Raw genomic sequence first — 14,773 nt, forward strand, 5'->3', positions numbered from 1 at the left:
CCCTGAGTTTAGAATCAGATGTATTGTTTACTTCCGCTACGGTTGTTAGGTCTGCCTTTAAAGACGGCAGGGCCATTCATCGTGAGTTCCAGGCTGTTGTCTTGTCGGCGGGTTAACCAAGGAGTGGATTCACTCATCGGTTTAGATGTCACACCTGATGGATATAATTCGATAGTATCCTGATCTATTTCAATCAGGCCAATAACGTAGGTATAAATACAGCTACTGAAGAAACCTTTCTTTTTCGTGAAATCAAAAGAGCATTCTACAATCTTGTCACCATACTCCATGCGCATTTTCGGTTTTAATGACGCTACGGCTACCACACCGTTACTGACGGCGGAATAGACACTACATACCAGCGCAATTTTCCCACCCGCCAGTCGGGATATTTCAGGGTTAATTTCTACCTTTTCAACGCCAGGCGCAGAAAGACTTGCGCTAACGACGTCGCCCGTATGGTAAACCCAGGGTTTTTTATTAAACGCACCTGATTTATCCGGCGCCTGAATGAGGGACATATTACCGTCAGGCCACAGAATTCCTACTCGTAAATCCAGGTCATCATTATCGCGACCATCGCCGTTATCTACCCATGTGGCGCTAATCGTAATTTTTGGGGGCGCATCGCTTCCCTTTATAAGCGAAACGCGGTGTTTATCTTCTGGTTTTTTGAGCGAAACTACCGCATTGTTTATATTAGGTTTTTGTAAGCCAGCAGTTGCAGGCGCCGGTTCACTTTCTACCTCGACACCATACATATTACAAAGCCCGACCAGGCCTGAGGAAAATCCCTGCCACACGGATCGGGCTTTAAATTGACCGTTATGCACATATAATTCCAGCACGATAATCCCAGTCTCCTGATTAAATGAACCGGGAGCTAGTTCCAGTATTTGTTCGCCCGCTTTTATTTGTGCCTGCAGATCGTTAACAGTAGAAAACCCCGCAGCGCTTCCGTCTTGAGTCAATGTGATGGCTATTTTCGTGATGCCAGCTGGTAGCTTTGATAAATCAAAATGAATGCTATGGGACATCACATTATTTTGTAGTTCAGGTTGTATAAACATAGCACAACCAGAGCTATGCTTTTGAGCGTTAAAAAACACCATGCCGTTATCATCTTCCGTCTTTCCTGATGCAGTCAGTAAAAAAGCGGTAAGGTTGATATCCAGCCCATTGCCAGTCCGATGGGAAACGGTGACCAATCCAGTTGGCGCGTTTAAAGACGAGTTTTCGCCAGGTGTGAGGTATTTATGCATGGTTAATTGTTCTTAATTATTGTGGCATAATTTTTTGAGTCTACACTTTTTATTTTCTCTTGGCTTTTGATTTTATTATTGAGCTAGGTTATATATTTTCTGGATTTATTTAATTAGCTATTATTTTTAATAAGTGGGTTCGGCTAATTAAATATCAGAATTAAATATAGAGAGACCTTCAGGTTCCTGTTCGTAGCATAAAAAGTGCGAGGCCCTCCTTCTTTGTTATTGATTAGTTAAATGATGAGGCGTAGACTCTGTTTTGTGATGTGTATCACAAAAAAACATAACCCGCACCTGCAATCTGGAAATCATCATGAAACTGTTCCACAAAATCATCGCCAAATTTAGCGCCCTGAGCTTCTAATCGCTGCGCTACCACCCTGTTTTCACACACTATCGCTCATTCAAACGCCAACATATGTGATGTGAATCCGCGGACAAGAGGTCGCATGAGGGGGGATGCTGGTCACTTAAGGCGATCGGCATTTTTGTCAGGGTATGGTTCGTCACTGCGGTGAGTGCCCTGGGAGAATTTGTCCCCTCAATTCCCTTCTTCATTTCAGTAGAACAAAGGCCTGGTCATTTCAACAATCACCTTTGTTATCGTCGATGAACTGCTTTGTTTTTTTATCCTGAACTTTGGCTAATTCACCCTTAACTATAAAGTAACGGTATTCCTTATCGCTTAGAACGAATGTTCCTGGGGTTGTGTTTTTATCTTTATCCCAATGTAATCTTTTCTTGTTTTTTTCACCACATTTAAACAATGTCTTACGATTATCGATGCTTTGATTCGCTTCATCATAAATCACCCCATGGCTATCAATAAATTTTGAATAATCATAACTCATTAGAAAATCCGAAAAAACGACGGGGCCACGTCTATCATATTTATCTCTTCTATTATGATTTTCGAGATTATATAAAGTGTTGTTGATAATGAGGTACGCGCTTCCGCTATATTTTGCTTTAACAAGAAAGTAAATCTTGTCCTGTGGAGTGATGTCTATTTTATATATATCTTCATGATGGTGTTTGTTTATTTGTACCCATATATTATTTTTTGTACGAATAACAGTGTAACCATCATTCTTCATCGTATTATAAATACTATTATCAGGAAGGTAGCATTCCAGATGGGGAAAGCCAGGAACCGGGCACACAGGTGTTACGAGCGCCGGTGGGATACCCGCTAGCGTTTCAATAGCCTTTCCATAGTAAAAAAGGTGCTGGTTATCTGTGGATAAACCCCGACCACTTGGCAGCGCATAGAGATTGGCAGATATGTCGTTACGAGGCGTTAAAATTAAATTACCTTGTTGATTTTCTATTTTATAAATTTGCTTTCCGGTGCTAATTAATGATTCATTGATCAGATTGACTTCACCGGTAACTGGCACATCCAGAGGTTTTTCTAAGTAATAAATATTGTTCTTATCCCATGCCAGATTACATCCGAGAGAGTATATGTCATGCTCTTTCATTTCGTATGCTTTGAATGATTGAGGGTCGGCGTTTTTTATTTTTGTTCCTTTATAATAAACGTTCTTGTCATCTATGATGTAATTTATCCTACTATACCCACAGTTGTGATTTGGTTCTTTTATTATATTTATACGATTGACGTTAATATTGAGTGAATAATAGTGTTTTTTTTCACGTTCAATTTCCGGAAGGATATTTAAGTCAGGTGTCATGCAGATAACGCCAGCACAACCAGAGTGCCGATTATATGTCCTGCTATTGTAATTAGTATACCAGGCTTTGTTGTTTTTTAATACATAAGGGCTATCTGGTATTGGTTTGTAATTGCTGCCGCATGACATTTTTTCAACTTTGCCATCGTCGTGCCAATATTCCGTGCATGAATGAAATTTCGCATAGCATGCTGAAGTATTAATAAATAACAATAAAGTAAGGATAATTCCGAATTTTAATTTATGCATTGTATTACGCTTCCTGTGCGGATTAACGAGCAGCCTGTTCCTGGCTAACGGCATAGTGAAATAAAAATGAGCTAGCTCAGCGTAAACCAAAATGCCCATAGAGACTATTGAAATGAAACCATCACTGCTTCGCTGGCTAAACAGACTCGCCCATCCATTTGCATAAATGATAAAATGCATATTAATCATAAGATGGTATCCATTTACTCATGCTTTATTTATGTATAAAAAAAACAGCAAAAGCAGTGAGATAGGCGACTATCTCTCTCCCTGTCATCGTTTTTCAGCGTTAAACTGATTTGCGATGGTGAAAAATAGCGCCCTAAAATGGTGTATAGCATTGAGCCTGGACGTTTTCTCCGCGTCTCGTTTCATGATGAAAAATATGTAGCAATTTCAACGTGAAAGGCTTTTACTTTTCGTTCTAACAGCTGTCAGGATGCGTATGTCAAACAGTGCGATGAGCGTGGTTATCCTTGCCGCAGGCAAAGGGACCCGCATGTATTCCGATCTTCCTAAGGTGCTGCATACTCTGGCCGGGAAGCCAATGGTTCAGCACGTCATTGATGCGGCTAAAGATTTAGGCGCTGCCGCGGTACACCTGGTGTACGGCCACGGCGGCGATCTGCTGCGTCAAACGCTGCATGAAGATAACCTCAACTGGGTGCTGCAAGCAGAGCAGCTCGGTACCGGCCATGCGATGCAGCAGGCGGCGCCGTTCTTCAATGATGATGAAGATATCTTGATGCTCTATGGCGATGTGCCGCTGATTTCGGTTGAAACGCTACAGCGCCTGCGCGCCGCAAAACCGCAGGGCGGCATTGGCCTGTTAACGGTGAAGCTGGATGATCCAACCGGTTATGGGCGCATCACGCGTGAAAATGGCCAGGTAACAGGCATCGTTGAGCATAAAGACGCCAGCGAAGCACAGCGCCAGATTCAGGAGATCAATACCGGGATTCTGGTTGCTAACGGCGCGGACCTGAAACGCTGGTTGGCGAAGCTCACTAACAATAACGCCCAGGGCGAATACTACATCACCGATATTATCGCGATGGCTCATCAGGAAGGTCATGAGATCGTTGCGGTGCATCCACAGCGTCTGAGCGAAGTTGAAGGGGTGAACAACCGTCTGCAACTTTCGCGTCTGGAACGAGTATATCAGTCAGAGCAGGCAGAAAAACTGCTGCTGGCGGGCGTGATGCTGCGCGATCCGGCGCGTTTCGATCTGCGCGGCGTGCTGAAACACGGGCGCGATGTCGAAATTGATACTAACGTTATTCTGCAAGGTCATGTTGTGCTGGGCGATCGCGTGAAGATCGGCGCCGGCTGCGTCATCAAAGACAGCGTCATCGGTGATGACTGCGAAATCAGCCCGTATAGCGTGGTTGAAGATGCGCAACTGCAGGCTGCCTGCACCATCGGCCCGTTTGCGCGTCTGCGTCCGGGGGCTGAACTGCTGGAAGGCGCTCACGTTGGCAACTTTGTCGAAATGAAGAAAGCCCGTCTGGGCAAAGGTTCGAAGGCAGGACACCTCTCCTACCTCGGCGACGCTGAAATTGGCGACAACGTTAATATCGGCGCAGGTACCATCACCTGTAACTATGATGGCGCAAATAAGCATAAAACGATCATCGGCGATGACGTGTTTGTCGGTTCTGATACGCAACTGGTCGCGCCGGTCAGCGTCGGTAACGGCGTGACGATTGCCGCGGGCACCACCGTCACGCGTAATATTGCTGACAACGAACTAGTGCTAAGTCGCGTGCCGCAGGTCCACAAACAGGGCTGGCAGCGTCCGGTAAAGAAAAAGTAGTTTTTAGATTGTCGCCGGGTGAGAGTTCGCCCGGCGAACCAGGATGAGAGGATCAATATAGGTCCCCATCCGCAGGCAGTACCATAAAAATAACCCCACTCTCTACAAGGCTCGGGGCGCCCGTAAAGGGCAAATACAGGTCAGCGACAACGCATGGCATATCGCCATTATCAGGAAATTTAACTATGTGTGGAATTGTTGGCGCAGTCGCGCAGCGTGATATTGCTGAAATCCTTCTCGAAGGTTTACGTCGTCTGGAATACCGTGGCTATGACTCTGCTGGTCTGGCTGTGGTCGATAACGAAGGTCATATGACCCGCGTTCGTCGTCTCGGTAAAGTTCAGATGCTGGCTCAGGCGGTAGAAGAGCAACCGTTACACGGCGGTACCGGGATTGCCCATACCCGCTGGGCGACGCACGGCGAGCCGTCTGAGAGCAATGCGCATCCGCATGTTTCTGAACATATTGCGGTGGTCCATAACGGGATCATCGAGAACCATGAGCCGCTGCGCGCCCTGCTGCAGTCTCGCGGCTATGTCTTCGTCTCCGAAACCGATACCGAAGTTATCGCGCATCTGGTGCACTGGGAGCTGGAACAGGGCGGCACCTTGCGTGAGGCCGTACTGCGCGCAATCCCGCAGCTGCGCGGCGCCTATGGTACGGTGATCATGGATACCCGCGATCCGGGGACGCTGCTGGCGGCACGCTCCGGTAGCCCGCTGGTCATTGGCCTGGGCATGGGCGAAAACTTTATCGCTTCTGACCAGCTGGCGCTGCTGCCGGTGACCCGCCGCTTTATCTTCCTCGAAGAGGGCGATATTGCCGAAGTTACCCGTCGTACGGTGGTTATTTTCGATAAATCCGGCGCGGAAGTGAATCGCCAGGAGATCGAATCTAATCTGCAGTATGACGCCGGTGATAAGGGGATTTATCGCCACTATATGCAGAAAGAGATTTACGAACAGCCGAACGCGATTAAGAACACCCTGACCGGGCGTATCAGCCATGGCGAGGTCGATCTCAGCGAACTGGGGCCGAATGCCAACGCGCTGCTGTCGCAGGTTGAGCATATCCAGATTGTTGCCTGCGGAACCTCGTATAACTCCGGGATGGTCTCCCGTTACTGGTTCGAAGCGTTAGCCGGTGTGCCGTGCGATGTCGAGATTGCTTCCGAATTCCGCTACCGCAAATCCGCGGTGCGCCGCAACAGCCTGATGATCACCCTATCCCAGTCCGGTGAGACGGCGGATACCCTGGCGGCGCTGCGCCTCTCTAAAGAGCTTGGCTATCTGGGTTCGTTGGCCATCTGCAACGTTCCGGGCTCCTCGCTGGTGCGCGAGTCCGATCTGGCGTTGATGACCAAAGCCGGTACCGAAATCGGCGTGGCATCGACCAAGGCCTTTACCACTCAGCTGACCGTGCTGTTGATGCTGGTGGCGAAACTGGCGCGTCTCAAGGGCCAGGATGCGGCTATCGAGCAGGATATCGTGCATGGCCTGCAGGCGCTGCCGAACCGTATCGAGCAGATGCTGTCGCAGGATAAGCGCATCGAACAGCTGGCGGAACGTTTCTCCGATAAGCAGCACGCGCTGTTCCTTGGCCGCGGCGATCAGTACCCGATCGCGCTGGAAGGGGCGCTGAAGCTGAAAGAGATCTCCTATATTCATGCTGAAGCTTATGCGGCGGGCGAGCTGAAACATGGCCCGCTGGCGCTGATTGATGCCGAAATGCCGGTTATCGTGGTGGCGCCGAACAACGAACTGTTGGAAAAACTGAAATCCAATATTGAAGAAGTTCGCGCCCGCGGCGGTGAACTGTACGTCTTCGCCGATGGAGACGCCGGTTTCAGCGGCAGCGACAACATGCACATCATCGAGATGCCGCATGTCGAAGAGGTGATTGCGCCGATCTTCTACACCGTGCCGCTGCAGCTGCTGGCTTATCACGTTGCGCTGATCAAAGGCACCGACGTTGACCAGCCGCGTAACCTGGCGAAATCGGTGACCGTAGAGTAATCAGGCTGTACGGACCGACACTCTTTTGAGTGACGCTATAATCCGGTATTTCTGCAAAGGGATGCCGGATTTTTTTATCCGCTATCAACGGTTGATAGTGTGTTTGTGGATAGAGTTACGCCATTGCTTATAAAAAACCATTAAATTTTACTCAGTGGCGATTCTAAAATGAAAAACTTATGTGGTAATAATTTCTTAGCGCTTCTCAAGCATGGTGTGGAAATCGATCAACTTATCAAGCGAAGAGATAGAGATGAGATCGCGCAGCATACAACAACAGATATGATGAGCTTGTCTCATGGGCAACGCTTATCACCTTCTCCGCTAGTTCCTGCTTGTATTTATTTGATATTAATTGTTATTTTTTCAGTTAATGCGGCTTTTATATTGCAGAGTCTCCAACTTACTCCGCCCCGTTTTCTGGCTTTCTACTTTCCGCTGCTCTTAGGGGTTATTGTTATAACTAGCGTAGCTGCAGGGTTAGTAGGTCGAGGTCATGCTGTTGGATTACGTATTTTTATGTACCTATATCTCGCCAATTTGTTTGTTTTTTGTATAGTGCTGGCGCTTGCCGTCATCGCAGATGAAGCTATTGCTGCCAATAAGGTCATTCTTTTTATGTGTGAGATAGCCGTACTCTGGTTAGGCCGTAGATTGATGAATGGAACGGCTTTTACCCTGTTTACGCTTTATCGCCGTACGATCAGGCTTGCTATGGTTGCCCAACATCTCAACGTTGCCAGGTGATTTTACGTTATCCATAATCATGTAATAAAAGCAAAATCTTCCTGTCATATGACCAAAAGATAAAAATGTAATTAATTGATATTATTAATTTTATTTTAGGTTTTCTTACTTTCCCCTGGTGTGTCATAAAACTGTCATAATTCGTACATTTTACTGTCACCTGTTTGTCCTATTTTGCTCACCATAGCTTCGAAACAACGGTTTACGAATCCCAGCAGGAGACATTATGAACGTTATGCGTACCACCGTCGCAACAGTTGTCGCCGCGACCTTATCGATGAGCGCTTTCTCTGCTTTCGCAGCAGCAAGCCTGACTGGCGCAGGTGCAACTTTCCCTGCTCCGGTGTATGCCAAATGGGCTGATACCTATCAGAAAGAAACGAGCAATAAAGTTAACTACCAGGGTATTGGTTCCTCTGGCGGCGTTAAACAGATTATTGCCAACACCGTGGATTTCGGTGCTTCTGATGCTCCTCTGGCTGATGACAAACTGGCGCAGGAAGGCCTGTTCCAGTTCCCGACCGTGATCGGCGGCGTGGTGCTGGCGGTTAACCTGCCGGGCGTTAAATCCGGCGAGCTGGTGCTGGATGGTAAAACCCTCGGCGACATCTACCTGGGCAAAATCAAAAAATGGGATGACGAAGCGATCGCTAAACTCAACCCTGGCCTGAAGCTACCGGCTCAGAACATCGCTGTGGTTCGCCGCGCGGATGGTTCCGGTACTTCATTCGTCTTCACCAGCTATCTGGCGAAAGTGAACGAAGAGTGGAAATCTAAAATTGGCGCAGGATCTACCGTAAACTGGCCGACCGGTCTGGGCGGTAAAGGCAACGACGGTATCGCGGCCTTCGTTCAGCGTCTGCCGGGCGCGATCGGCTACGTCGAGTATGCTTACGCTAAGCAGAATAACCTGGCTTACACCAAACTGCTGTCCGCTGACGGCAAGCCGGTCAGCCCGACGGAAGATAACTTCGCTAATGCGGCGAAAGGTATCGACTGGAGCAAGTCCTTCGCTCAGGACCTGACTAACCAGAAAGGTGAAAATGCATGGCCGATCACCTCAACCACTTTCATCCTCGTCCACAAGGCCTCCAATAAGCCGGAGAATACCGCGGAAGTGCTGAAGTTCTTCGACTGGGCATATAAAAACGGCGGCAAAGAAGCGAATGCGCTGGATTACGCCAGCCTGCCGGACAGCGTGGTTGAGCAGGTTCGCGCCGCATGGAAAACCAACGTGAAAGACAGCAGCGGTAAAGCGCTGTACTAATACCCGCGGAATGTCGAGCTGCCGGCTAGCTTCCTGCAGCTCGAATTATTTCGGGTATAGCATTACCTTTGCCCGTAAGCTCAGTAAAATGCTGGCTTTTTGGGCCCGAACTTAAAGAGTAACCTATGGCTGCAAGCAAGCCGGCATTCAACCCTCCGGGGAAAAAGGGTGACATGATCTTCAGCGCGCTGGTAAAACTGGCTGCGCTGATTGTGCTATTGATGCTGGGTGGCATCATCGTTTCCCTCATCATCTCTTCATGGCCAAGTATTCAGAAATTTGGCTTTTCCTTTTTGTGGACCAAAGAGTGGGATGCGCCGAATGAGATCTTCGGTGCGCTGGTACCGATTTACGGGACTCTGGTTACCTCCATTATCGCGTTGTTGATCGCCGTTCCGGTGAGCTTCGGCATCGCGCTGTTCCTGACTGAACTCTCCCCAGCCTGGCTAAAACGCCCGCTGGGTATCGCTATTGAGCTGCTGGCGGCGATCCCAAGTATCGTATACGGCATGTGGGGCCTGTTTATTTTTGCCCCGCTGTTTGCGACTTACTTCCAGGAACCAGTCGGCAACGTCCTGTCGACGATCCCCTTTGTCGGCGCGCTGTTTGCCGGCCCGGCGTTCGGTATCGGCATCCTGGCGGCCGGCGTCATTCTGGCCATCATGATCATTCCTTATATCGCCGCGGTAATGCGTGACGTCTTCGAGCAGACGCCGGTGATGATGAAAGAGTCCGCTTATGGGATCGGCTGCACCACGTGGGAGGTGATTTGGCGCATCGTGCTGCCGTTTACTAAAAACGGGGTGATTGGCGGCGTCATGCTTGGTCTGGGGCGCGCGCTGGGCGAAACCATGGCGGTCACCTTTATCATCGGCAACACCTATCAGCTCGACAGCGCTTCGCTGTATATGCCGGGCAACAGTATTACCTCGGCGCTGGCCAATGAATTCGCGGAAGCGGAAAGCGGCCTGCACGTAGCGGCGCTGATGGAACTGGGCCTGATCCTGTTCGTTATCACCTTTATCGTTCTGGCCGCGTCGAAGTTCATGATTATGCGTCTCGCTAAGAACGAGGGGGCACGCTAATGGCAACGATCGAATTGCAAACCACCGCCGAACTGGCGGAATCCCGTCGCAAGATGCAGGCTAAGCGCCGCCTGAAGAACCGCATCGCCCTGACCCTGTCGATGGCGACCATGGCATTCGGCCTCTTCTGGCTTATCTGGATCCTGATGTCGACCATCACGCGTGGCATCGACGGCATGAGCCTGGCGCTGTTTACCGAAATGACGCCGCCGCCGAATACCGCGGGCGGCGGTCTGGCGAACGCCCTGGCGGGCAGCGGCCTGCTGATCCTGTGGGCGACCGTCTTTGGTACGCCGCTGGGTATCATGGCCGGTATCTATCTGGCGGAATATGGCCGTAAGTCGGTACTGGCGGAAATCATCCGCTTTATCAACGATATTCTGCTTTCCGCGCCGTCTATCGTCGTGGGTCTGTTTGTCTACACCATCGTGGTGGCGCAGATGCAGCATTTCTCCGGCTGGGCGGGCGTTATCGCGCTGGCGCTGCTGCAGGTGCCCATCGTGATTCGTACCACTGAAAACATGCTGAAGCTGGTGCCGGATAGCCTGCGTGAAGCAGCCTATGCGCTGGGGACGCCGAAATGGAAGATGATTTCCGCGATCACCCTTAAGGCGTCGGTATCCGGCATTATGACCGGTATCCTGCTGGCCATTGCCCGTATCGCCGGGGAGACGGCGCCGCTGCTGTTCACCGCGCTCTCCAACCAGTTCTGGAGCACCGATATGATGCAGCCGATCGCCAACCTGCCGGTGACCATTTTTAAATTTGCCATGAGTCCGTTCGCGGAATGGCAGCAACTGGCATGGGCCGGGGTATTGATTATTACCCTGTGCGTCTTGCTGCTGAATATTCTGGCGCGCGTTGTCTTCGCGAAGAAGAAACACGGTTAATTTTTGCGGCGCGGCCTAAGCGGCGCCGAATGAGGAAGAGATTGAGATGAGTATGGTGAACGCGAATCCGGGTAAAATTTCAGTTCGTGACCTGAACTTCTACTACGGCAAATTCCATGCCCTGAAGAACATCAACCTGGATATCGCTAAGAACCAGGTGACGGCGTTTATCGGCCCGTCAGGATGCGGTAAATCCACTCTGCTGCGTACGTTCAACAAGATGTTTGAGCTGTACCCGGAGCAGCGTGCGGAAGGCGAAATTCTGCTGGATGGCGACAATATTCTCACCAATACCCAGGATATCGCGCTGCTGCGCGCGAAGGTGGGGATGGTATTCCAGAAGCCGACGCCGTTTCCGATGTCCATCTACGACAACATCGCCTTCGGCGTGCGCCTGTTTGAGAAGCTGTCGCGAGCCGATATGGACGAGCGCGTGCAGTGGGCGTTGACCAAAGCCGCATTATGGAATGAAACCAAAGATAAACTGCACCAGAGCGGGTATTCTCTCTCCGGTGGTCAGCAGCAGCGTCTGTGTATCGCCCGCGGTATCGCGATTCGCCCGGAAGTGCTGCTGCTCGATGAACCTTGCTCAGCGCTGGACCCGATCTCCACCGGGCGCATCGAGGAACTTATCACCGAGCTGAAGCAGGATTACACCGTCGTTATCGTTACCCACAACATGCAGCAGGCTGCGCGTTGTTCCGACCATACGGCATTTATGTATCTCGGCGAGCTGATTGAATTCAGCAACACGGACGATCTGTTTACCAAGCCCGCTAAGAAGCAAACTGAAGATTATATTACTGGCCGCTACGGTTGATTGCCCTTCTGCTTTCAGGTGCTAACCCGATGGGCAATCAGGAGACATCATGGATAACTTAAATCTTAATAAACATATTTCCGGCCAGTTCAACGCAGAGCTGGAGTACATTCGCACCCAGGTGATGACCATGGGTGGGCTGGTGGAGCAGCAGCTTTCTGATGCGATCACCGCGATGCATAATCAGGACAGCGATCTGGCGAAGCGCGTAATCGACGGCGACAAGCAGGTCAATATGATGGAAGTGGCGATCGACGAGGCCTGCGTGCGCATCATCGCTAAACGTCAGCCGACCGCCAGCGACCTGCGCCTGGTGATGGCGATCATCAAGACTATCGCCGAGCTGGAACGTATTGGCGACGTAGCGGATAAAATCTGCCGCACCGCGCTGGAGAAGTTTTCCCAGCAGCACCAGCCGCTGCTGGTGAGCCTGGAGTCGCTGGGCCGCCATACCGTCCAGATGCTGCATGACGTGCTGGATGCCTTTGCGCGTATGGATCTTGATGAGGCGGTACGCATCTATCGTGAAGATAAGAAAGTCGACCAGGAATATGAAGGCATCGTGCGCCAGCTGATGACCTACATGATGGAAGACTCACGCACCATTCCGAGCGTCCTGACCGCGCTGTTCTGCGCGCGTTCCATCGAGCGTATTGGCGATCGCTGTCAGAATATTTGCGAATATATTTTCTACTTCGTCAAAGGCCAGGATTTCCGTCACGTAGGCGGCGACGAACTGGATAAACTGCTCGCGGGTAAAGATCCGAAAGAGTAAAGATCATGATGGTTGATTCTGGTAAAGGGAATAATCAGAATCAACAATGATTGTCTGCATCGCTGACATATTGCTGCGATTATCGTCACAATTAATACTCTGGCTATTTGAGTTTTAAATTTTATCGCGTAACAATCTTTCCCACTGACCGGGCGTTGCTGCTCAGAAGGTCAAATGGATTGTTACTGCGACAGCAGGCAAAACCTGATATTGCCCCAGGCGGCGATGTCAGGTTTTTTTGTTTTAGACGCTGAACGGTTGGTGATAAGGGTTGTTACCGCAATGAGCGGGCAAAACCTGAAGAGGATTATCTGTTAATGCAGATGGTCTCCTTCAGGTTTTTTTTTGCCACTTATTCGGCAGGGAAATAAAAGCTGCAGTTATGTGGAATGGTATTAATGCAGTTTATTAAAAACATAACGCTATTTATTCATTACGTGTTTCATTTACGCCAATGCTTATATAAGGGATTATTATGATTAGAAGAAATATGATCGCTTCGGCGATGGTTTTGCTGGCGCCGCTTTCTTATTCAACAAATCTTATTGCCGGGCAACTTACGGTTGAACAACGGCTGGAGCTTCTGGAAAAAGCGCTTCAGGACACGCAAAAAGAACTCAAGAAATATCAGGATCTGGAGAAAAAAAGGAACCAGGTCTGGGCCGCCTGGTCGCAATCGGTAAATAGCCAGAAGAGCCAGAGTGCGAAAGCGCCCACGGCGACCCAAGCGGCCGCTAAGCCGGATGCGGTACTGGTCAAAAATGAACAGCCGGCGCAGGGCGGCGAGCCAACCTATAGCGCCATGACGCTGAAAGATTTTAGCAAGTTTGTAAAAGATGAAATCGGCTTTAGCTATAACGGCTATTACCGTTCTGGCTGGGGGACCGCCTCGCACGGTTCGCCAAAATCGTGGGCCATCGGCTCGCTTGGCCGTTTGGGTAACGAGTATTCCGGCTGGTTTGATTTACAGCTTAAACAGCGCGTTTTTCAGGAGGGCGACAAACGTGTGGATGCCATCGTGATGCTCGATGGCAACGTGGGTCAGCAGTATTCTACCGGCTGGTTTGGCGACAATGCCGGCGGCGAAAACTACCTTCAGTTCTCGGATATGTACGTCAACACTAAAGGCTTTCTGCCGTTTGCCCCGGAAGCGGATTTCTGGGTCGGTAAGCACGGCGCGCCGAAAATCGAGATCCAGATGCTGGACTGGAAAACGCAAAGAACCGATGCGGCGGCCGGCGTGGGGCTTGAAAACTGGAAGGTGGGCGCCGGTAAATTTGATATCGCGCTGGTGCGCGAAGACATCGATGACTATGACCGCTCTTTGACTAATAAGCAGCAAATTAATACCAATACCCTGGATGTGCGTTACAAAGATATTCCGCTGTGGGATAAAGCCTCGCTGATGGTGAGCGGGCGCTATGTCGCCGCCAATCAAAGCTCATCAGAGAAATATAAAGAGGGGAATGAAGGTTACTACCAATGGAAAGATACCTGGATGGTGGGGACCTCATTAACGCAGAAATTTGATAACGGCGGCTTTAACGAGTTCTCATTATTACTGGCGAACAACTCTATCGCCAGCAGCTTCTCGCGCTATGCCGGTTCGAGCCCATATACCACCAATAATGGGCGCTATTATGGCGATCATACCAACGGCACCGCCGTGCGCTTAACCTCGCAGGGGGAAACCTATCTGCGCGATGATGTCATTATGGCGAATGCAACCGTCTACTCATTTGGTAATGACGTTTATAGCTATGAAACCGGCGCCCATTCAGATTTTGAATCTATTCGCGCCGTGGTCCGTCCGGCATATATCTGGAATAAATATAATCAGACCGGCGTTGAATTGGGCTACTTCAAACAGCAGAACAAAGATGTGACGGGGAAGAAATATAACGAATCCGGTTATAAGACCACCTTATTCCATACCTTCAAAGTCAATACCAGTATGCTGACCTCGCGCCCGGAAATCCGTTTTTATGCGACTTATATTAAAGCTGAAGATATCGATCTGGATAAGGCTGCTAACAATACCACCGCGGTTTTTGAAGATGGCAAGAACGACCAGTTCGCACTCGGCGCGCAGGCCGAAATTTGGTGGTAAGGCCGCAAGCGCCTGCTAATAAAAACGTAAAAAGGAA

At 49.8% G+C, this 14,773-nt stretch carries 11 protein-coding genes; 9 read left to right on the forward strand and 2 right to left on the reverse strand.

Going from position 1 to position 14,773, the window contains the following annotated elements:
* Nucleotides 1-14: 14 nt before the first annotated feature.
* Both AC22LX_RS16410 and AC22LX_RS16415 read right to left on the reverse strand, forming a co-directional pair.
* A complete protein-coding gene (locus AC22LX_RS16410; RefSeq protein ID WP_487334100.1) occupies nt 15-1,262 on the reverse strand; it encodes a TerD family protein in 1,248 nt (415 codons plus the stop codon).
* 587 nt (nt 1,263-1,849) lie between these two features.
* Nucleotides 1,850-3,400, reverse strand: a complete 1,551-nt coding sequence (locus AC22LX_RS16415; RefSeq protein ID WP_487334101.1) for a DKNYY domain-containing protein — start codon at nt 3,398-3,400, stop codon at nt 1,850-1,852.
* A gap of 256 nt (nt 3,401-3,656) precedes the next feature.
* On the opposite strand from AC22LX_RS16415, the gene glmU reads away from it, so the two are divergent.
* From glmU to AC22LX_RS16460, 9 genes are all read left to right on the forward strand, one after another.
* The gene (glmU, locus tag AC22LX_RS16420; protein WP_045396006.1) at nt 3,657-5,027 is read left to right on the forward strand and encodes a bifunctional UDP-N-acetylglucosamine diphosphorylase/glucosamine-1-phosphate N-acetyltransferase GlmU; all 1,371 of its coding nucleotides are present in this window, start codon (nt 3,657-3,659) and stop codon (nt 5,025-5,027) included.
* A gap of 185 nt (nt 5,028-5,212) precedes the next feature.
* Complete coding sequence (gene glmS, locus AC22LX_RS16425; protein ID WP_045396004.1) at nt 5,213-7,042, forward strand: glutamine--fructose-6-phosphate transaminase (isomerizing); 1,830 nt, start codon at nt 5,213-5,215, stop codon at nt 7,040-7,042.
* A gap of 168 nt (nt 7,043-7,210) precedes the next feature.
* Nucleotides 7,211-7,789, forward strand: a complete 579-nt coding sequence (locus AC22LX_RS16430) for a hypothetical protein (RefSeq protein WP_049061545.1) — start codon at nt 7,211-7,213, stop codon at nt 7,787-7,789.
* Between the two features lie 226 nt (nt 7,790-8,015).
* Nucleotides 8,016-9,056 carry a phosphate ABC transporter substrate-binding protein PstS gene (gene pstS / locus AC22LX_RS16435; protein ID WP_063447582.1) on the forward strand — a complete coding sequence of 347 codons (1,041 nt, stop codon included), beginning with the start codon at nt 8,016-8,018 and terminating at the stop codon, nt 9,054-9,056.
* A 125-nt stretch (nt 9,057-9,181) separates the two neighbouring features.
* Complete coding sequence (pstC, locus tag AC22LX_RS16440; protein WP_045396000.1) at nt 9,182-10,141, forward strand: phosphate ABC transporter permease PstC; 960 nt, start codon at nt 9,182-9,184, stop codon at nt 10,139-10,141.
* The gene (pstA, locus tag AC22LX_RS16445) at nt 10,141-11,031 is read left to right on the forward strand and encodes a phosphate ABC transporter permease PstA (RefSeq protein WP_045395998.1); all 891 of its coding nucleotides are present in this window, start codon (nt 10,141-10,143) and stop codon (nt 11,029-11,031) included. The genes pstC and pstA overlap by 1 nt, the downstream gene beginning before the upstream one ends.
* A 46-nt stretch (nt 11,032-11,077) precedes the next feature.
* Nucleotides 11,078-11,851 (forward strand): phosphate ABC transporter ATP-binding protein PstB, encoded by a 774-nt coding sequence (pstB, locus tag AC22LX_RS16450; RefSeq protein ID WP_015369015.1) that lies wholly within the window; start codon nt 11,078-11,080, stop codon nt 11,849-11,851.
* 49 nt (nt 11,852-11,900) lie between these two features.
* Nucleotides 11,901-12,626 carry a phosphate signaling complex protein PhoU gene (gene phoU / locus AC22LX_RS16455; RefSeq protein WP_004145007.1) on the forward strand — a complete coding sequence of 242 codons (726 nt, stop codon included), beginning with the start codon at nt 11,901-11,903 and terminating at the stop codon, nt 12,624-12,626.
* Between the two features lie 475 nt (nt 12,627-13,101).
* The gene (locus AC22LX_RS16460; protein ID WP_487334102.1) at nt 13,102-14,736 is read left to right on the forward strand and encodes a carbohydrate porin; all 1,635 of its coding nucleotides are present in this window, start codon (nt 13,102-13,104) and stop codon (nt 14,734-14,736) included.
* Nucleotides 14,737-14,773: the final 37 nt, after the last annotated feature.

The organism is Klebsiella sp. PK01, from assembly GCF_057624675.1.